The organism is Deltaproteobacteria bacterium GWA2_45_12, assembly GCA_001797365.1.
Taxonomy (GTDB): Bacteria; UBA10199; UBA10199; order UBA10199; family UBA10199; genus UBA10199.
Map to the genome: position 1 here is coordinate 22,370 of MGPH01000034.1, position 18,905 is coordinate 41,274.

Below are 18,905 nucleotides of genomic sequence, written 5' to 3' on the forward strand. Positions count from 1 at the left end.
GCTTTGGAGAATTTATGATTTCTTTCTTCAAAAATATTTTTCAGGGTGATTTCATGCCTCACGGGCATTGCTATTTTTGGGAGCCTGAAATCTTATGGCTGCACGTTATCTCCGATGTTGTCATTTTTTTGGCCTACTATTCCATCCCCCTTGCCCTTGTTTGCTTTCTCGTTAAACGTAAGGACATTCCTTTTCGTTTAATCTTTCTCCTCTTTGCCATTTTCATTCTTGCCTGCGGCACAACTCATATCATGGATGTGTGGACAACATGGAGCGCTGCCTATCGCATTGAGGGTCTGGTCAAGGCTTTTACCGCCCTCGTTTCGTTGACAACGGCCATTATTTTATGGCCCTTGTTACCAAAGGCCATGGCCATTCCCACCCCTGCCCATTTTGAAAAAATAAACCTGAAACTTCAAAAAATAGCCGAGGAAGCCAACAAGAAAGCCTTCGAACTCGACAGTGCCAACCGCGAACTGGAACGATTCAACCTGGCCATGATGGGCCGCGAAGAGCGTATTCTCGAATTAAAAGCCGAAGTCAACGATCTTTGTCGAAAATTCAATCAACCCGAACCTTATAAAATTGAATCATAACCATGATGTCTTTGCGCATACGATTTATTCTGGTTTTCTTGATCACCATTCCCATCCTCTTTGGCATATCCTGGCTTATGGCCGATTATTATTTTCCCATAAATGACAAGTACAGGTGGGTTGCCCTTACCATCGCTTTAATCGTCATCATCACCAGCTTGAATTTGTACCTGCTTAACCCCGTTTGCAAATCGATTAAATTATTGCAGACGGCCATTGAGCAAATCCGCAATGGTAATTTCGAAGCAATCACAAATTTATGGGAAGATGTCTCGGGTCCGGAAATGAAAAAAATGGCCGAATCGCTTAGAATCATGGCCGAACAGCTCATGAATATTCAGTTTAATCTGGAAGAGAAGGTGGCAAAAAGAACCCAGGAACTTAAAGAAAGGAATGAACAACTCATCAAGTCACGTCAGGCCGCCTTAAGTGTTGTTGAAGATGTCTTAATTGAAAAGAAAAAAACGGAACAAGCCCATGAAGATCTCAGAAAGATAAAAGACGAATTGGATCTAAGAGTAAAATTGCGCACCGAAGAACTTAAAAAGAGCGAAGAAAAGTTCCGTCTTACCTTCCAGGCCGCACCCAACGGATTAATCATGGTTGATCATACCGGTAAAATCGTTCTCATGAACACCCAGATTGAAAAAATGTTCCTGTATTCCCAGAATGAACTGGCGGGGCAATCAATTGAAACCCTTGTCCCGCAAAGGTTTCATTCAAATCATGTTCATTACCGCAGTCAATTCATGCAGGAACCGCAAGATCGTCAGATGGGGGCCGGCCGTGATTTGTTCGGTAAACGAAAAGATGGCACAGAATTTCCGGTAGAAATAGGGCTGAAGCCTTTGGTCACTGAAGAAGGCGTTTTTGTCCTAAGCTCCATCATCGACATTACCGAAAGAAAAAATGCCGAAGAAAAAGTTAAAAAAGCCAATGAGGATTTAAAAAGGGCCAATCAATTAAAATCATCCTTTGTTTCGATGGTCTCCCATGAATTGAGAACCCCTCTTTCTTCCATGAAAGCAGGTATCGATATGCTTTTGGCCGGCATTGATGGCCCTGTTAATGATGAACAACGCGAAACCCTTTTAATCGCCCAGAAAAACATCGACCGTTTGGCACGTCTTATCAGTAACGTTTTGGATTACACGCGATTGGAAGCCGGCAAGATGGAAATGGATTTTGCCAACATTAATTTAAACGAACTCGTCAATGAGGCTTGTCAATCGATGAAGCATGCCATCCTTGAAAAGGGATTGATCCTGGAAACAATTTTGCCACAAACACCTCTTTTTAGTTCCTGCGATGAAGACAGGCTCAAACAGGTCATCCTCAATCTGCTAAGTAACGCCATCAAGTTCACTGAAAGTGGTGGCAAAATTATTATTTCACTTAAAAAAACCGACGGCATCCTTTGTATCGAGGTCAAAGATAACGGAATCGGGATAGATAAGGAAGATCAGAACAGGATTTTTGAAATGTTCAATCAGGCCATCACCCGTGGCATCTGGAAAACAGGCGGCTCTGGAATAGGACTTGCCGTTTGCCGGCTTATTCTTGAACAACATCGTGGAAAAATTACTGTTCAAAGTCAACCTGGGAATGGCTCTACTTTTTCAATCACATTTCCGCAAAATTTGTCAGCGTCTGCTTGATGGTTTTGAGCAAGTCGTGTGGTTCGTAGGGCTTGTAGACAACACCCTGAGCTCCCAAACTTTCCAAATTTTCTGTTTCACCAGGCCGGGATGAAGTAAAAAAGAGAATGGGGATTTCTTTAAGTTGTTTGTCTTGTTGAAGTACCTTGCATATTTCAATACCGGAAATATCGGGCAAGATCACATCGAGTAAAATAAGATGGGGCTTGAGTTCCTTGACTTTTTCAACAGCCCCTTTCCCCTCATGGTAGCAGACAACATCATACCCCCCCGACCGAATCCACTTGGAGGTAATGCGGGCCAAATCTTCTTCGTCATCAATAATGAGAACTTTTGTATTCAATGAAGTAATTCTTGCACTTGTGACACCACCTGCGTGACATCAAAAGGTTTTTCAATAAAACTTTCAGCACCAAGCTCGGAAGCGAAATTCACAACCTCGGGGTCGCTATAGCCACTTAAAACCACAATGGGAGGGGGCTCTTTTCCTTCACCAACATAGTCTTTAATATTTTCAAGCAAGGCCAACCCACTGGCCTTTTTGAAACCCAAATCCAAAATAATAAGATGAGGAACCTTTTGCTTTACAAATTCCAAAGCCTTTTCCACGGAAGCCGCCTCTTGAACTTGATACCCTTTTTTTGTTAAGGTTTTGCGTAACAATAGACGGACATCATCCTCATCGTCAACAATAAGGACCATCTTATTCCCACCATCCAATAATTCTTTGGTAGATTGCATAAACATACCTCTTTTCCTAAAGTTAAAAATAAACTATTTCCTGCTGGAGAATTATTGTCCGCCAATCTATTTTTTAGTCAAGGGTTGATTCTAAATCAATAATAATTTTAGCCGCTTAGAATCAAAATCGCCCGCAAATACAAGCTGGATGAGCTTTTTATCCCCTACGCTCGTTGGCGCAGGATGCGCGCCTTGCCACGGAATCTTGGGTCCAGGGCTTGCCCTGGGGGCATACCATTGATCAAAAATATTGACACTCAAAATCTGTAAAATTGTGTAGAGGCGATTCGCCGGTTTGTGTTGAAAAATGGGGCATGGGAACTAGAGGATTGATGACAAGTTTCTAATAAATTATTGACAAATAAGATACACCCGATAAGTCGTGGCCTTATGCCTTATACACCTTTGGTTAGATATTTAAATGCGGCTCGGCCTACCCTTCATGGGCTGCCCCATATTCCCCTTCTTCCCAAGCATAAGGTATTCAGAAATCCTCGTGGTCTTCCATCGGCACAACAATTGCGTGAAGATTTTGAGCGGCTTGTAGCTATGAGAAAACCTTTGGGTGGCACATGGAATCCTGTTTCATTTGGAGAACCTGTAGGTACAGATACGTGGCATGTGGTTGCTGAAGGGCACGGCGATTATCCTGGGGGACAAACCATATGTTTTAGTTGGAGGTGAGTTTGAAAGCCCCGATAGAAGTTCGCGTGTCGTTTTGATTTTTCAAAATGCGGATCGCAGAGTAGAAGGGGCGGTCCCTTGGGTGTCATTTAGCCAAATTTATAACGGTCCTTTATTGGATGGTTCTTCAGTATTTGTTGGTGATTTCGTGGCCCCTGTTTTAAGGCAGCTTGTGCCGAGGTTGGCATCGGTTCCTGAATAAATTTTTCCATGACCCAAAAAAAAATCAAAATCGAAACAGCATTCACAAAACAATTTAACGTTAAATACCCCATTATCGCGGCCCCCATGTTTTTGGTAAGCACCACCAAACTGGTGACGGCTGTTTGCAATGCTGGAGGGGTGGGGTCTTTTCCTGCGCTAAATTACCGGCCCACTACGGAGTTTAGGAAAGCGGTTCAGCAAATCAAGAAATCGACGGATGGCCCTTTTGGCGTGAACATCATCGTTCAGAAATCAAACAAGTTTCAAAGCGAGCAAATGGATGTGTGTCTCGAAGAAAAAGTCCCTCTCTTGATCACTTCGCTGGGGAGCCCCAAGGAAATCATCAAGCTCGCCCATCAGACGGGGACGAGAGTGTATTGCGATGTCGTCAATTTGGAGCACGCGAAAAAAGTGGCTGACAGCGGGGCGGATGGGCTGATTGCCGTGGGGAGTGGTGCCGGTGGGCATGCGGGGGATATTTCGGCGTTTGCGCTGATTCCCTATTTGGTTCGCGAAACAAAATTACCGGTAGTAGCCGCGGGGAGCATTGTGGACGGGGCTGGGATGGTGGCTGCGTTTGGGCTTGGAGCCTCGGCCATTTACATGGGAACGCGTTTTATTGCCAGCTTTGAGGCCGAGGTGGATGAGGCTTACAAGCAGACGATTGTCTCCGCCCGTTGCGAAGATATTATCAGCACCGACAAGGTGGATGGATTCCCGGGAAATTTCATTTTGACGCCCGCGCTTCAGAAACTTGACCTGGATAAAAGCTTGATTGAGGAGATCGCTTCTAAAAGCCCAAAGATTAAAAAATGGATCGCCCTTTCCCGCGCGGCGCGCTCTCTTTTTGGAAACCCCAAGTCAAAGGCTTCTTACAAGACCGTTTACTCTGCGGGCCAGGGTGTGGGCTTGATCGACAAGGTGAAGTCGGTACGGGATATTATTTGCGACACCGTGGCGCATTATGAAAAAATTAAAGCGCAATTACCTTAAGCGGCTTCTTACTTTGTAAAGCTTTTCTGTAAACCCGCCTTCTTTTAAAAATTGTTCTTCTAAAGTGCGTAATTGTCGCCCCAATAAATAACTGGCTTGGTGTATTAAGCAAATAAGTGTGTTGGCCGCATGTTCGGGGTCGGACATGTCTGACTCGTCCGACGCGTCTGACAGGTCCGACAGGTCTGACCGAAGCTTTTGTCGGACGACCAGCGCTTTGGGCGAATCTTTTGGCCAAAGGGGTAGGCGCTGTTGGCGCAAGAAGTCTTCGTAGTCGAGCAAGAGCTCCTCCAGGCTGGCGCGGGCGACATTGGTTAATTTAAGTTCGGTTTTTTTCGAAGTTGCCGAAGCCATGCTGCCCTCGGCTATATTTTGCACGCCGCTCCGTGCGGCTTGGACCATTTGGTCGTGCGTCCGCGAAAATTTGTTAATGAAACGCTTACAAAAAAGAACGGTGGCATCGTAAACGGCTTGTGCGCATTGAAAGCTGCGCAACTTGCGGTATCCTCCGTGGTGGGGAATAAGCATAAAAACCTCCAGCCCATGGCTAAGCAATTTCAATGCCAGAGATAAATAGTTGAAAAGTAATGGTTGGTTTTTTTCAACCGTCCGAAAACGAGACGGTCGGCGTCTGTTTTATGGACGGGTCAGCGGTGGCAATAAAGAGCTTGGTTTCTGAACGCCGATAAAATCCAGCCGCTCCTCAGCACGTGTCACAGCCACATACAGCAGGTTTTGTTCTTCCTCACTTGCGGCTTTGTAATTTTCTTCGGAAGGCTCCACAATCAAAACATTTCGGAACTCAAGACCTTTTACCTGATGCACATTGGTCACGGTAATGCCGGGGGAGAAATCAAATTTTTCCCGGTGTCCCAAACGCACAGAATTAAAACCCAGTTTGCGCAAATCTTCCACCAATTGCACTGCCTGCTTTGGCCAGCGGCAAATGATGGCGGAGAGCGCCTTGGCACTGTCCTTGTTCCTGGCGTCAATCCACTGGCTGACACGTTGTGCGAGCAAGGTCGGGTTTTCAACGCGTTGAAAGGTGGGGATGGCTCCGCGACGGCCCGAAGACGTGTTTTCTTTTTCAGAAAATTTTTGCCCGCGCAAATGTTCGGCAATTTCCATGATCTCTTTTGTCGAACGAAAAGAAACTGTCAGCGAAATGGGCATGGTATCCGTGAATCCGGCGTCTTTTAAGAGTTCATCCCATCCGCCAAAATCCCTTCCCACCACAATTTTTTGGGCCATATCCCCCACAATGGTGACAGTGCGATCAACATCCAACGCATTTAAGAGGGCGCGAATTTCAACACTGCCGAAGTCTTGGGCTTCATCGATGACAATATGGTCACACATGCCCAGGCTTTTGGATGATTTGCCAGGGTAATAACCGTGTTCGGCATAAATCAAATGAAGGAGCAGGGCATCATCTTGATGATCACAGATTTTTTTCTCCACCTGTTCCTTGAGTTGGGATTGCACCAAATTCCATCGTCGCCAGAGAATGTCTTGTTTAACCAAGCTCGCATAAAAACCAAACAGGTCGTCAATGAAACTTTTGTTTTCTTGATGGGGGTTTTTTGAAATATATTCCAAAAGAAGTTTTAAACACTGACGGGATGATTTAAAAAGTTCCAGCTCACGACTTTTTTCAAACGATCCCACGGGTCGCGGGCCTAAAAGGTCCGTGGTCAGTTCACCAATCCATTGTGAAAAGGTGCGAATTTGAACGCCGGGGATTTTAAGTTCAGGCAGAGTGGTTTCGACATAGGCTTTAAGAGAACGGTTAAACATGACGACCAAACAATTTTTAGCGCGAGCATCGCTATTGTCCTCGTGAAGCAACCAGGCCAGCCGATGCAGGGCGACGGTGGTTTTGCCGCTACCGGCAATACCCTGAATGACAATAGGCTTTTGTGCATTTTTGGTGATGAGGGCAAATTGCTCGGAAGTGATCAGCGAAAGAATGGGCGGAAGATGCCCATCATGATCTTCGGTTCGTGAAAGGGCCTGGGTTTGTGATTTGATTTCCCAGCCACTTTTTGTTTTGGTGATGACCCCTTGCGTGGTTTCAATTCGATGGAGTTCATTTTCCACACCTTGATAGGCGCGTCTTAGACGGATGGTGCCATAATGCTCCTGACCTTGAATGGTTTCCGCAAATTCTTCACCTTCGCGATAATCATAATAAAGTTTGCTGATGGGAGCTTTACGCCAGTCAATAATGCGTTCGGCGGGAAAACTGGCCGTCCCCAGTTTAAATTCGATGGTGCGATCTTCCTCGTCTGTGATGACCCGCGCAAAGTAGGGTTGTTCGGCCAAAGATTCCAGGTCATTTGATTTGTGTTCTCTTAAACGAGCCAACCCATGGGCGACAGCTTCGTCACTGGCCAAGGCGGCTTTGTCTTCATCCCTGCGGGCGGCCACAATCTGGCTGGTGAGGTCACGGGCGGTTATGCGGTCTGCTCTTAGATCACTTGAAGTTTGATGGATCTCTTTTAAAATGGCGGCATGTGTTCTTTGCCAAAGTTCTTCTTCAGTTTTTCCCATTTCCTGGGCCTCTTTTTGGGTCATTGGCATAAGGGTACCTCTAAAAACTCGAGTTCATGGTTCGAGAACCTCACCATGTCCACTATAGCTTAGTTGGGACACCCTGAGGCTCTCGAAGGGTCACTCTGTAACAGTTTTTAGAGGTGCCCATAAAGAAAGTTTTCCTTTCATCAGTTGTGTGTGTTCTTGTCAATAAGTGGATTTTTTTATTTTTGTCATGGGAATCTTTTTGTTTTTATCCCTTACGCTCGTTGGCGTAGGATGCAAGCCTTGGCTTTGTCAAGACCCTCCGCCGCCGAGGCGATGATGGGTTGGTTTAAGAAGTACCTTTAAAAAATTTTGGAAAACATTCAAACAAACCGGCCCAAAACATTCATAAGGGGGCCTAAAATTAGTTGACATCTTTCACGAAAACCAATGGGCGCAGGGCCATCAGAATCATTTCCCAAATCCGGGTTATTCCCCATCGCGCAAAGGACACAACTTATTTCTTCAAAGGTATCTGGGTTGGCAAGGACTAACCAGGCACTCCCCATTGATTGTTGGATAGCTTCTTCCATGGCGGCAAGATCAATATCTGCTGGTGAAGCCAGAGCGTAAGCCTCGATAATACGAGTTTCCTCAGGGGTATAGTCCCATACCCAGGGGGGAATGGGGGTCACCCTAACCGTAGATGAAAGTGGTTCCACGAGATTACGAAGGGTAACGGCATTCCCTCGGGGGTTGTAAAGAAGCGGGACAGGAGTCTCATTGAAAGTGGTCATGCTATCGGTAGCTACATAAACAAAAGTACCCCCTCGTTTTAGGAAATTGAGAACTTGTTCCCAATGTTTATGGAGAGAAATGCCATCAAAAATATTGAAAGCCTTGTTGCGTATGTGCGCTTGAGGGATGGCAAGACCCGTTGCCGGTATGAAAGACCTTTTTAGAAACGTTCCTAGTTGGCTTAAAACCATCGAAGAGACAATGGCCCTTGTTTCCTCGGCAATGGGAGGAACGCTATATTCATAAACCACACGGCTTGCTTCCAACAAAAATTGAATCCTTTGTTCAAAGGATGGATGGGGAATTTTCAAAAATTCTTTCAGACGCCTTAAGACTTCAAACATGGCCCCGCCCAATAAATCTTTTACATGAAGATTCTGCTGTTGGTGAGTTTTGCCCCTGATTTTATCGTAGGCTAATTTTAAGGCGCATTCATTGTAGTCGACCAGGTGAAACGGGGCTTTAATCTCTTCAAGAGGAATGTCAGCGGTGACACCGGCACCTAAAAATTCCACTGTGGGGTATTTGCCATTTTTTGCTTTTTGCCCTTCAAGCCAGGGCATGAGGGTGGCGCATATGCCCCCTTGGTTTTGTTGGCAATGGTCATACCATTGGTGAGAATCTTCGGCTTGAGCGGCGACTCCAATGGCATTGTCCATTTCTGCCCAATCAAGAAGCTCAAAACCATCCGGAGGAAAATCCCGAACAAGGGAATAGAACGTTTTCCCAGCCGGTGAAAGAATAAGTGTTTCAACATGGGCATGGTCATGAGGGAGTCCTACGGCTAGAAAAGGGTATTCTTCAATGCCAACATCTTTAGGGTTGCCAAGGATAGTTTTTACAGAAGGGGCGGGGTTCCCAGCAGCGTCAAAAAGTAGGGGATGAAGATCATATCCATCACGGGGATTTCCCGTGACCAAAAGAGTGTCGGTGGTTACAAAAACCCTGGCGCCGCTTTGAGCCAGTTGGATAAGAGCTTTAAGTTGAAAGCACATGTTCAGGCCTGAAACCTGGTCCCATAGAGGGTCACTTGTGGGCGGTATGGTTAAAGGATGGACGTTTCTTAAAGCGTCTTCTATTGAATTGGCCACGGGCCTTAATCCAAAATGATAAACAATCAAGTCTGCATTTTCATCCGGCCTTAAAAATCGTAAGGAAACAGGATTATGAATCAAAGATTCACAATCTCCGGGTTCAAGTCTTTGCTTCATTCCCACAATGAAATTGCGCTGTATGAAATGAAGATTTTTGAGCCTATCGGAATGATGCCTGCTCATGGATTGAACGAGCTTTTCGTATCCTTCGGCATTTTGATCTATCAGGTAAACGTCGAAATAAAGGGTAAACCATGGCAAGTCAATTTCAAGGCCATCCCCGGAGGCAAGGAAATAAATTTTTGGTCGCTCAGAAATGCCGGCAGTTTTTCGTTGGTCCAGAAATTTTTGAGCCCAACCCTTCAACTTAGCCCTTTGCAAAGTAAGGTAGGCTTGCATGTTCAGAATTTGCGTTCCACTTACTTTCCTTTTTATTTTTTTAACAAAGCATTCTTGCGGGTTTGGAAGGCCGAAAAATCCGGGAGGAAAAATTCCCGAGTGCAGGCCCGTGTTAAGGTGTTCTAAATCATAGTCCTTCATTTCCACAATGGGTTCACTTTCCCCTCCATCAATGATTTGTCGTAAGTGTTGGGGCGATGCCTTGCGATAAGAGGAAACATGGGTGGGCAGGGCCTTCCTGATGGCAGGGCGTGTGGTGGCAACTGTCGGGATTCTTAAACCCGTTAAAGGTCGTAAAGCGGGGGAAGACCCCACGCCAAATCTTGGATGAATGCGGTACATGATGGATTACCGCATTATTTCGGCATTTTTTATAAAAGGTTGCGCCGTTATTTTGGATGGTTAATGCGCCACGATTTCAGTTTGGGGCTTGGTTTCAACAACGGGAGGTTTTTTGGAATAGATTTCTTCCATGACAATGTTGAAATCTTTATTCTTAAAAATACGGTCCTGACTATCCACTTTAAGCGCGGCTTTTAAGACTTCATCCATGTGGTCTGCACAAATAATGTGAAGAGTACTTAAAATCTTTTTAGGAACATCTTTTAAGTCTTTTTCGTTTTCTTTCGGGATGATGATGGTTCTGATTTGCCCACGATGAGCGGCCAATAATTTTTCTTTCAAACCACCAATGGGAAGCACCTTTCCACGCAGGGTAATTTCACCCGTCATGGCAATGTCTTTACGCACAGGAATGCGTAACAAGGCCGAAGTAATGGTGGTGGCCATGGTAATCCCTGCCGATGGCCCGTCTTTGGGGATGGCCCCTTCGGGCACGTGAATGTGAATATCCACCTTCTGGTAGAAATCGCGATCCAGACCAAATTGGAGGGCGCGTGAACGGACATAACTCATGGCGGCCTGTGCCGATTCTTGCATGACATCCCCTAATTTGCCGGTGATGGTAAGCTTCCCTTTGCCGGGAAGTACGGTAACTTCGGTTGAAAGAAGTTCTCCCCCCACTTCGGTCCAGGCCAACCCCGTGGTAATTCCCACTTCGTCTTTTTCTTCCATGACACCGTAACGAAATTTGGGAATGCCCAGGAAGTTGGGTATGTTTTTGGCTGTGGCCACTTTTTTCAAACGAGTTTCTGTGGGATTTTCGGCAATTTCCTTGGCGACTTTGCGGCAAACAGTGGCGATTTCGCGTTCTAAATTGCGCACGCCCGCTTCTTTGGTGTAACGCCGGACAATCATTTTAAGGCCCGAATCGGCAAATTGGATGTCTTCTTCTTTTAAGCCGTTGGCCTCGCGCTGCTTTTTAATGAGATATTTTTGGGCAATGGTCAGTTTTTCGTCTTCGGTATAGCCCGGGATACGGATGATTTCCATACGGTCTTGAAGTGGGCTCGGAATTGACTGCAGCGTGTTGGCTGTGGTGATGAACATGATGTTTGAAAGATCATAGTCCAAATCAAGATAATGGTCGTTAAAGACATTGTTTTGTTCAGGGTCAAGAACTTCGAGCAAAGCGGCTGATGGATCGCCACGGAAATCCATGCTCATCTTGTCTACTTCGTCCAAGAGGAAAACAGGGTTGCTGGAACCGGCTTTTTTCAGTGATTGGATAATCTTTCCAGGCATGGCGCCAATATAAGTGCGACGATGACCACGGATTTCTGCTTCATCCCTGACGCCCCCAAGGGAAAGCCGTACAAAATCACGTCCAGTTGCGCGGGCAATGGAACGGGCCAATGATGTTTTACCAACGCCCGGAGGGCCAACCAAACAAAGGATGGGGCCCTTCATTTTGCCGACAAGTTTGTTGACGGCAAGATATTCAATGATGCGGCCCTTGGCTTTGTCCAGACCGTAATGATCTTCTTCAAGGATTTTTTCGGCATCTTTAATTTCATGTTTTTCTTCTTTTCGTTCATCCCATGGCAGGACCAAAATCCAATCGATATAATTACGAACCACAGTGGCTTCCGCCGACATGGGGGACATCATTTTCAGTTTTTTGATTTCTTTGCGGCATTTTTCCATGCCTTCAGTGGTCAGTTTTTTCTTTTTAAGTTTTTCTTCAAGTTCTTGAATTTCGGTTTTGAATTCATCGCGCTCGCCAAGTTCCTTTTGAATGGCTTGCATCTGTTCATTGAGATAGTATTCTTTTTGCGTCTTCTCCATCTGCTTTTTGACGCGCGTACGGATCTTCTTTTCAACCTGTAAAATTTCAATTTCTGCCTGCATCAGGCCATAGAGCTTTTCCAAACGTTCTTTGGGCGAATCGATTTCCAGGATTTTTTGTTTATCCAAAAGTTTTAGGTGAAGATGGGCCACAATTGTATCCGCCAAGCGGGCAGGGTCATCAATAACAGCAACGGAGGCCAGCATTTCAGGGGGAATGCGTTTATTGAGCTTTACATAGGTTTCAAAAGTGGCCTTTAAGGAACGCATGAGCGCTTCGACTTCAATATTAATGTTGCGATCTTCTAAAATTTCTTCCACTTCAACCGTGAAATAAGTTTCCATGCCGGTATAACGCAGAATACGGGCCCGTTTTTTTCCTTCGACTAAAACTTTTACTGTGCCGTCGGGCAGGCGCAGCATTTGGATGATGGTGCCCAAGGTGCCCACTTTAAAGATGTCGTCTGGTTTTGGATCGTTGGTTTTGGCGTTGATTTGGGCCACCAAAAGAATGTCCTTTTCGGTATTCATGGCCTCTTCAAGCGCACTAATAGACTTTTCGCGGCCCACAAAAAGCGGAACAACCATGTGGGGGAATATAATAATATCCCTTAAAGGAAGAAGGGGAACCTGTTTGATGCCCGGGCCTTTATCGAAAAATCTTGTTTCATCCATGTGGTTTTCCTCATGAAAAGGGGTATAAACAGAGGTTATCCTAGTGGCTTTCAGAAGCTTGTCAAGACAATCCAATGAATCTTAAGCCGACTCGGCTTTTTTCTGGTAAATAATGATGGGTTCGGCTTTTTTCAAAACGGTGTCTTCGTTAATGATGATTTCTTCCACGTTTTCCTGCGAAGGGATCTCATACATAATGTCGAGCATAATGTTCTCCAAAATGGCTCTTAAGCCACGGGCCCCCGATTTTTTCTTGATGGCTTCTGAAGCGACGGCTTCCAGGGCCTTGGCAGTCAAGGTAAGCTTTACTTTTTCAAAATCAAACAAGCGTTGATACTGTTTGCTTAAGGCATTTTTGGGTTTTACAAGAATGTCGATAAGAGCCGCCTCATCTAATTCAGACAAAGTGGCAATAACGGGAAGACGGCCGACAAATTCAGGAATAAGTCCAAACTTCAGAAGATCTTCCGTTTCAACTTCTTTTAAGATCTCACCAATTTTTTTTTCGTTTTTAGACTTGATGGTGGCCCCGAACCCGATACTTTTCTGGTTGAAACGTCTTTCAATGATATTTTCCAAATTACAGAAAGCGCCCCCGCAAATAAAAAGAATATTTGTGGTGTCTACCTGGATAAAATCTTGCTGGGGATGTTTTCGACCGCCCTTGGGGGGGACATTGGCCACGGTTCCTTCAATAATTTTTAGCAGGGCCTGTTGCACCCCTTCCCCTGAAACATCACGGGTAATGGAAGGGTTTTCGGATTTACGCGAAATTTTGTCGATTTCATCAATGTAGACAATACCTCTTTCGGCCTTGGTTTTGTCAAAATCAGCCGCTTGCAACAGATTTAAGATGATGTTTTCGACGTCTTCCCCCACATAACCTGCTTCAGTAAGCGTTGTGGCATCCACAATGGTGAAGGGGACATTAAGAATTTTGGCCAATGTTTGGGCCAGAAGGGTTTTGCCGGAACCTGTGGGCCCAATGAGAAGGATGTTGGATTTTTGAAGTTCGACATCTTTGGAAATTGAGGAGGATTCAATCCGCTTGTAGTGGTTGTGCACGGCTACAGAAAGAATTTTTTTGGCGTGTTCCTGACCAATGACATATTCATCCAGAATGTTTTTGATTTCTTTTGGTTTGGGGATCGACGAACGGGCCTTTAAGCGTTCTTGTTTAACAGTTTCTTCGGCAATGATGTCGTTGCACAAGTCAATACATTCATCGCAAATATAGACCGTGGGGCCGGCAATGAGTTTTTTTACTTCTCTTTGCGACTTTCCACAAAAAGAACATGAAAGATTCATCGATTCGTTAAAGATTTTTGCCACTTTTTTGTTTTCCTTCTTTTTCCCATTTCCGGGAAAAGCCCGGAAACAGTGTGACGGAACGCGTCATTTTACTTTTTTGTCTTTGCCGCGATACTCTACAACTTCGTCTATTATTCCATACTCTTTTGCTTCGGGTCCAGACATAAAATAATCACGTTCGGTATCCATTTGGATACGTTTGATGGACTGTTTGGTGTGTTTGGCTAAAATCTGGTTGAGGGCTTCTTTTAAACGCAAAATTTCCTTGGCTTGAATGTCAATATCGGTTGCCTGACCCTGAACGCCACCCAAGGGTTGATGGATCAGAATGCGCGAGTGGGGAAGCGCATAACGTTTACCTATGGTTCCGGCTGAAAGAAGAAGGGCAGCCATGCTGGCGCATTGCCCCATGCAAAAAGTGGCCACATCGGGACGAATGTACTGCATGGTGTCATAAATAGCCAACCCCGCTGTGACAGAACCCCCTGGTGAATTGATATATATAAAGATGTCTTTTTCGGGATCGTCTGATTCCAAAAAAAGTAATTGGGCAATAAGCAGATTGGCGACGTTGTCATCAATGGCGGTGCCGATAAAAACGATGCGGTCTTTAAGCAGGCGGGAATAAATATCGTAAGCGCGCTCCCCACGATGCGTGTTTTCAATGACCATGGGGATGAGAGTGTTGAGCGTTTCAGGTGTTTTAATCATTCTTTGAGTGTAGCGTTGTCGATCACAAAATCAAGAGTTTTCTCCAGCAGAATCTGGCTTACAAGCTGTGGAAGCATTTTATTTTCGGTGTAATATTTTTTGATGACATCCACCGGCTGACGATACATGTGCGAAAGCGAATGAAACCGTTCTTCAACGTCTTTAGGATCAATTTTGATGTTGTCTTTTTCTTTCACCGAAATTTCCTGCAAGACAAATTGAAGTCTTAAGTTTTTTTCTACTTCATTTTTGTCTTTTTTGCCGGCTTTTACTTCGGCATCAATAAGCCCTTCCGGTACGTCAAACTTGTATTCCTTTCCCAAAAGATCCATGACGTCTTTAGCATATTCCTGACGGATTTCCCGTTCCTTTCGTTTGGTCAAAAAGGTCGTTACCTCGGTTTTGATGGCCTCCAAACTTTCTTTGCCAAGGTCTTTGGCAAGTTCGTCATCCAATTTGGGCAGGAGTTTTTCGTGCAACGCCACCACTTTTACTTTGAAGGCGGCTATTTTACCTTTGAGGGCTTCGGCAAAATAGTCGGAAGGGAAGGTAAGGTCGAAAGTTTTTTCTTCTCCTTCTTTGGCCCCCTTGATGTGGGCTTCAAAATCTTTTAGGAAGTGGCCCTTGCCATATTCAAAAAGATAGCTTTTGGCTTCGGAGCCTTCAAAGGGCTTGCCATCAATGGTGCCGAAAAAATCGATTGTGGCCACCAAACCATCTTGCAATACACTTTCCTTATTCGCCGGTTTTAGTTCGGCCTTGGCTTCCTGGATGCGGCTGAGTTCTTGTTCGATATCCTTGGGGTTTATTTCGGTCTTTCGTTTCTTTAGCTTGATGCCTTTATAATCTTTAAGGTCAAATTCGGGTTTAATTTCAACTTCAACCTCGTATTCAAATTTTTTGCCCTCTTCCATGGGTTTTTCAATATGAAAATGGGGTTCAAGAACGGGGGATAATTTGTGTTCGTCCAGGGCTTTGGGGTAGGTGTGATTGACCAAATGATTGACAGCTTCGCGCAGAATTTCACCCGGATAATAGGTTTGTAAAACATTCTTGGGAATTTTCCCTTTGCGAAACCCCTTGATATTGGCTTGTTTGCTAACTACTTTCAGGGCTTCTTCAAAGGCGTGGTCTACTTCAGCCACATCCGCTTCAATAGTTATTTTTTTCTTTGTTCCGGACAATTTTTTGATTCCTGCTTTCATAAAGTAAACCTCTTTCTAAAAGGGCATTTCCCCCTATCAGACCTTAAAGCCCACAACAACAAGAATTTGAAGGGTAAAGAGGGGCCCTTTTTAGAAAAAACGGGCAAATAAAAGGTATGTTTTTTCTTCAAATTGAAATTGATCGACAGCTTCCATTTTACCCTGCCGGATGGCCTTTAAATGTCTCTTATTTTCGGGTGATATGAGACCTACGGCCAATTGGTAGGTTTTTGGAATGAACTCGAGCACCTTGTTGCATAGCCCCAAATAGACCCCGGTTCCCCTAAAACTTTTATCAATGCAAATGGGGTTTGCCACAAAAGTTTGATAGGACGATAGGGGTTTATTTTTGTGGGAAATTTGGGAGCAACGTTCAAGCATGGCTTTTTGGAGCGGGAATTTTTTGAAGAAGTCAGGTGGGCTGGTGCAAATATAGCCACAGACTTTTTTCCCTTTCACGGCAACGACAACGCAAAGGGCATCATTCATTTCCCTGAATTGTTCAATGGTGAACACGGTGGCAAGAAACCCATCAGAACGCTCCGATGGGTTTATGGCTGACAACAGGTTTTTATTTTGAAGTTCAAAAATTTTTTCGAAATCGGCATCGTTTGCTCTTCGATAGTGCATGAGTTACTTTTGATGGATATCAGTTCCCTTGGCGGCATGTCCTGCCTGGATACTCTTTTTAAAGGCTGCCACGGTTTCATCACTGGGGTTGACCAAAGCCGTGTAATAGCACTGGGCATTGTGGCTGGCCAAGAGAATGGGATAAATATATTTGTGATCGGGGTTATTAAGATTGGCCGAAATGGCAGCCACATAATCTATTTGCTGGTCCTTCATTGTAAAATTTCCTGAAATGGTCCGGTTGACAATGCCCCCGTTTACTTCTTGATTCATGATGGAATGGCTATGATTGTTTATCTGCCCTGAAGAGTCTTGGGCTGCTATTTGTGATTTGGAAGCCGGAGTGAATTGCAAGGTTACGGGGTTTTTTGTGAGCTGCTTCAATTCTTTATAAAAAGCCGAACATTCTTTGTGATTGGAGACCACCTGATGGAGCTGGGTGAGCGTGTAAGTTTTAGTGGCGTCAGCGACAGGGGTTGAAGTTGCATGGGCCATAAGCGAAAAAGACAACGAAGCGATTAAAACAAGAATTTTTTTATGAATGAGCATGAGTTTTTCTCCTTGAGGTTAATAATGATAAAGGGCAATTTTACGGAAAGGAGGTTCTATGTCAATCACCGTTTGTACGGGAAAACTTCATCGTGTTCATGTAACCCAGGCAAGGCTTGATTATGAAGGCAGCATTACCATCGATCCTCTTTTGATGAAAGCCGCCGACATTGCCCCTTTCCAACTTCTTCACATCAACAGCATGGCCAATGCCGCGCACTGGGAAACTTATGCCATTCCCGGAAAATCCGGTTCCGGGGAGATTTGCCTGAACGGCTGCCCTGCCCTGCTTTTTAAACCAGGAGATCAGGTCATCATTCTTTCACTCGAACAAATCCCCCGCGAAGACGCCGCCCAGATAAAGCAAAAGGTGGTGCATGTGGATGAAAAAAATAAAGTGGTGAGGGTGGAGATAAAAACGGGGAGTTATCCCACTCGGCATCTATGCCCCATCTAACCAACGATCCATCTCTAAAACCCTTCCGCCGTAAATTGCGGAAAGATCAGACCGATGCCGAAGCCAAAATGTGGCAACAATTAAGAAATAAACGATTGGATGGTTTTAAATTTTTTCGACAGTACAGTTGTGGGCCTTATATTTTGGATTTCTACTGCTCCGAGAAGCGCTTGGCTATTGAGCTAGATGGTAGCCAGCATTTAGCTGCAGAGCTTTATGACAAAGTTCGAACACAATACTTAAAAGAAAATAACATTGATGTGATCCGCTTTTGGAATAACCAAGTTTTGGAGGACATGGATGTTGTTTTGGAAACAATTTGGCAAAAACTAAATACGGAAAGTAACTTCCCCTAACCCCCTCTTATTCTAAGAGGGGGGATAAGAGAGAAAAAACTGATTTTTCTCCCTTTCTTCTACCCCCTCTTAAAATAAGAGGGGGGCAGGGGGGAGTTATTTCACTCGGCATCATACCTGTTCCACGTAATCTAATCTTTTGTTTAAAATGATTTTTAAAAAATCCTCCCGTTTCATTTTATGATCTAGGGTGACTATAAATCGAAACTCTGATTCAGGTTTAAATTTTGGCGATTTTTGTGTGTATATTAACTTCGTTTCATCTTCTGGATCTGCCGGCAAGATATTACCTTTAGTGTATTCCACTTTCTTTAAAGATATTGGACCAACGGTTTTTAAGTTTCCATGGCTGAAGAAATTATTTAAATCGATCAGCAATTGTTCTGGGTTATTGATTCGAACCACATAGATACCAAACTTCTTTTTTAAAAATTCCAAATCTACTTCTGGACTTGAACAACACAGAAGATGAATAGGATTTAATATATTGGCTGTACAATTAATATAACCAGGCTGGGTATTTCTATTAACAATGTTTTCTGTTGCTTTTGCAGTATACTTTTTATAACAGGATTCACCTTCTGTGATGTCTTGGCGAGTAGCATCTTCAATTTTTTTATAGTAATTAATATTTCCCATCCAAAATGATCCATTTAAAAAATCGTGAGTATGATCAAGACACCTAAAAGCTTTAAATAAATGCATGGGGTTACTCTTCAGTTCGTCATTTGTAACCATATTACCCTCCTTATTGTTAATACCCCCCACAAGTACACGACGGACTCAAAGTTCCGTCACAACATACAATCCGATCCGAGGCTGCATCGCAGCCACAAACACCGCCGTGCCATGAGCAACATCCGCTGCGGGCTATGAGAGTTGGATTTTCTTGAGTGCAGTTGTTGGCATTTAAGCTTTCTTGCTCGCTTGGCGCCATGTTAGGCCTCGCATCAAGTGCGGGGTAACAGAATGTGTCTTGAGTTAAATAAGATTGAGGTTGTGATGTTGTGGATTCAGCTTTTGCCAAAACGGGGGACAAAACCAAACTGACAGTGGCAATCCATAATAGGATGATGTATTTCATGGGAACCTTTCAGTTCCACCCCGCAAGCAACTAGAGTATTATGCTCCCCTGTC

17 protein-coding genes and 1 pseudogene are annotated in these 18,905 nt (G+C 44.5%); 6 read left to right on the forward strand and 12 right to left on the reverse strand.

Annotated features, from left to right (window positions below; translation table 11 throughout):
* The first annotated feature begins 14 nt into the window (after nucleotides 1-14).
* Nucleotides 15-596 carry a hypothetical protein gene (locus tag A2048_06810; GenBank protein OGP09077.1) on the forward strand — a complete coding sequence of 194 codons (582 nt, stop codon included), beginning with the start codon at nucleotides 15-17 and terminating at the stop codon, nucleotides 594-596.
* Nucleotides 597-598: 2 nt separating this feature from the next.
* Nucleotides 599-2,254 carry a hypothetical protein gene (locus A2048_06815; GenBank protein OGP09078.1) on the forward strand — a complete coding sequence of 552 codons (1,656 nt, stop codon included), beginning with the start codon at nucleotides 599-601 and terminating at the stop codon, nucleotides 2,252-2,254.
* On the opposite strand, the gene A2048_06820 is transcribed toward A2048_06815, so the two are convergent.
* Both A2048_06820 and A2048_06825 read right to left on the reverse strand, forming a co-directional pair.
* Nucleotides 2,220-2,597 (reverse strand): hypothetical protein, encoded by a 378-nt coding sequence (locus A2048_06820; GenBank protein ID OGP09079.1) that lies wholly within the window; start codon nucleotides 2,595-2,597, stop codon nucleotides 2,220-2,222. The two genes, A2048_06815 and A2048_06820, sit on opposite strands and share 35 nt — an antisense overlap.
* Nucleotides 2,594-2,995 carry a hypothetical protein gene (locus A2048_06825; protein OGP09080.1) on the reverse strand — a complete coding sequence of 134 codons (402 nt, stop codon included), beginning with the start codon at nucleotides 2,993-2,995 and terminating at the stop codon, nucleotides 2,594-2,596. The genes A2048_06820 and A2048_06825 overlap by 4 nt, the downstream gene beginning before the upstream one ends.
* A 619-nt stretch (nucleotides 2,996-3,614) precedes the next feature.
* On the opposite strand from A2048_06825, the gene A2048_06830 reads away from it, so the two are divergent.
* Together A2048_06830 and A2048_06835 are read left to right on the forward strand one after the other, a co-directional pair.
* Nucleotides 3,615-3,881 (forward strand): hypothetical protein, encoded by a 267-nt coding sequence (locus tag A2048_06830; protein OGP09081.1) that lies wholly within the window; start codon nucleotides 3,615-3,617, stop codon nucleotides 3,879-3,881.
* 8 nt (nucleotides 3,882-3,889) lie between these two features.
* On the forward strand, nucleotides 3,890-4,876 hold the full coding sequence (locus A2048_06835; protein OGP09082.1) for a hypothetical protein: 987 nt from the start codon (nucleotides 3,890-3,892) through the stop codon (nucleotides 4,874-4,876).
* Here A2048_06835 and A2048_06840 read toward each other — a convergent pair.
* The 9 genes and pseudogenes from A2048_06840 to A2048_06880 all read right to left on the reverse strand — a co-directional run bounded on the left by A2048_06840 (nucleotide 4,868) and on the right by A2048_06880 (nucleotide 16,955).
* A complete protein-coding gene (locus tag A2048_06840; GenBank protein ID OGP09095.1) occupies nucleotides 4,868-5,404 on the reverse strand; it encodes a four helix bundle protein in 537 nt (178 codons plus the stop codon). The genes A2048_06835 and A2048_06840 overlap by 9 nt on opposite strands.
* Before the next feature lie 108 nt (nucleotides 5,405-5,512).
* The gene (locus A2048_06845; protein OGP09083.1) at nucleotides 5,513-7,459 is read right to left on the reverse strand and encodes a hypothetical protein; all 1,947 of its coding nucleotides are present in this window, start codon (nucleotides 7,457-7,459) and stop codon (nucleotides 5,513-5,515) included.
* Nucleotides 7,460-7,779: 320 nt separating this feature from the next.
* Nucleotides 7,780-10,029 carry a hypothetical protein gene (locus tag A2048_06850; protein OGP09084.1) on the reverse strand — a complete coding sequence of 750 codons (2,250 nt, stop codon included), beginning with the start codon at nucleotides 10,027-10,029 and terminating at the stop codon, nucleotides 7,780-7,782.
* A gap of 174 nt (nucleotides 10,030-10,203) precedes the next feature.
* Nucleotides 10,204-12,549 (reverse strand): annotated as a pseudogene (locus A2048_06855) (endopeptidase La).
* A gap of 81 nt (nucleotides 12,550-12,630) precedes the next feature.
* Nucleotides 12,631-13,857, reverse strand: a complete 1,227-nt coding sequence (locus tag A2048_06860) for an ATP-dependent protease ATP-binding subunit ClpX (GenBank protein ID OGP09085.1) — start codon at nucleotides 13,855-13,857, stop codon at nucleotides 12,631-12,633.
* A gap of 87 nt (nucleotides 13,858-13,944) precedes the next feature.
* Nucleotides 13,945-14,571, reverse strand: a complete 627-nt coding sequence (locus tag A2048_06865) for an ATP-dependent Clp endopeptidase, proteolytic subunit ClpP (protein OGP09086.1) — start codon at nucleotides 14,569-14,571, stop codon at nucleotides 13,945-13,947.
* Nucleotides 14,568-15,776 (reverse strand): trigger factor, encoded by a 1,209-nt coding sequence (locus tag A2048_06870; protein ID OGP09087.1) that lies wholly within the window; start codon nucleotides 15,774-15,776, stop codon nucleotides 14,568-14,570. The genes A2048_06865 and A2048_06870 overlap by 4 nt, the downstream gene beginning before the upstream one ends.
* A gap of 90 nt (nucleotides 15,777-15,866) precedes the next feature.
* Nucleotides 15,867-16,406: a hypothetical protein gene (locus A2048_06875; protein ID OGP09088.1), complete on the reverse strand. Its 540-nt coding sequence runs from the start codon at nucleotides 16,404-16,406 to the stop codon at nucleotides 15,867-15,869.
* 3 nt (nucleotides 16,407-16,409) lie between these two features.
* Nucleotides 16,410-16,955 (reverse strand): hypothetical protein, encoded by a 546-nt coding sequence (locus A2048_06880; protein ID OGP09089.1) that lies wholly within the window; start codon nucleotides 16,953-16,955, stop codon nucleotides 16,410-16,412.
* A 58-nt stretch (nucleotides 16,956-17,013) separates the two neighbouring features.
* On the opposite strand from A2048_06880, the gene A2048_06885 reads away from it, so the two are divergent.
* Both A2048_06885 and A2048_06890 read left to right on the forward strand, forming a co-directional pair.
* The gene (locus A2048_06885; protein ID OGP09090.1) at nucleotides 17,014-17,412 is read left to right on the forward strand and encodes an aspartate 1-decarboxylase; all 399 of its coding nucleotides are present in this window, start codon (nucleotides 17,014-17,016) and stop codon (nucleotides 17,410-17,412) included.
* A complete protein-coding gene (locus A2048_06890; GenBank protein OGP09091.1) occupies nucleotides 17,400-17,768 on the forward strand; it encodes a DNA-cytosine methyltransferase in 369 nt (122 codons plus the stop codon). Before A2048_06885 ends, A2048_06890 begins: the two co-directional genes overlap by 13 nt.
* A 111-nt stretch (nucleotides 17,769-17,879) precedes the next feature.
* Here the strand turns inward: A2048_06890 and A2048_06895 are convergent, their stop codons facing one another.
* A complete protein-coding gene (locus A2048_06895) occupies nucleotides 17,880-18,506 on the reverse strand; it encodes a hypothetical protein (GenBank protein ID OGP09092.1) in 627 nt (208 codons plus the stop codon).
* Nucleotides 18,507-18,905: the final 399 nt, after the last annotated feature.

Bases quoted from the DNA above. Each gene is read 5' to 3' on its own strand.
- A2048_06810 (OGP09077.1), top strand. From the start codon at position 15: ATGATTTCTTTCTTCAAAAATATTTTTCAGGGTGATTTCATGCCTCAC.
- A2048_06815 (OGP09078.1), top strand. From the start codon at position 599: ATGATGTCTTTGCGCATACGATTTATTCTGGTTTTCTTGATCACCATT.
- A2048_06825 (OGP09080.1), bottom strand. From the start codon at position 2,995: ATGCAATCTACCAAAGAATTATTGGATGGTGGGAATAAGATGGTCCTT.
- A2048_06830 (OGP09081.1), top strand. From the start codon at position 3,615: ATGTGGTTGCTGAAGGGCACGGCGATTATCCTGGGGGACAAACCATAT.
- A2048_06835 (OGP09082.1), top strand. From the start codon at position 3,890: ATGACCCAAAAAAAAATCAAAATCGAAACAGCATTCACAAAACAATTT.
- A2048_06840 (OGP09095.1), bottom strand. From the start codon at position 5,404: ATGCTTATTCCCCACCACGGAGGATACCGCAAGTTGCGCAGCTTTCAA.
- A2048_06845 (OGP09083.1), bottom strand. From the start codon at position 7,459: ATGCCAATGACCCAAAAAGAGGCCCAGGAAATGGGAAAAACTGAAGAA.
- A2048_06850 (OGP09084.1), bottom strand. From the start codon at position 10,029: ATGTACCGCATTCATCCAAGATTTGGCGTGGGGTCTTCCCCCGCTTTA.
- A2048_06860 (OGP09085.1), bottom strand. From the start codon at position 13,857: ATGAATCTTTCATGTTCTTTTTGTGGAAAGTCGCAAAGAGAAGTAAAA.
- A2048_06865 (OGP09086.1), bottom strand. From the start codon at position 14,571: ATGATTAAAACACCTGAAACGCTCAACACTCTCATCCCCATGGTCATT.
- A2048_06870 (OGP09087.1), bottom strand. From the start codon at position 15,776: ATGAAAGCAGGAATCAAAAAATTGTCCGGAACAAAGAAAAAAATAACT.
- A2048_06875 (OGP09088.1), bottom strand. From the start codon at position 16,406: ATGCACTATCGAAGAGCAAACGATGCCGATTTCGAAAAAATTTTTGAA.
- A2048_06880 (OGP09089.1), bottom strand. From the start codon at position 16,955: ATGCTCATTCATAAAAAAATTCTTGTTTTAATCGCTTCGTTGTCTTTT.
- A2048_06885 (OGP09090.1), top strand. From the start codon at position 17,014: ATGTCAATCACCGTTTGTACGGGAAAACTTCATCGTGTTCATGTAACC.
- A2048_06890 (OGP09091.1), top strand. From the start codon at position 17,400: ATGCCCCATCTAACCAACGATCCATCTCTAAAACCCTTCCGCCGTAAA.
- A2048_06895 (OGP09092.1), bottom strand. From the start codon at position 18,506: ATGGTTACAAATGACGAACTGAAGAGTAACCCCATGCATTTATTTAAA.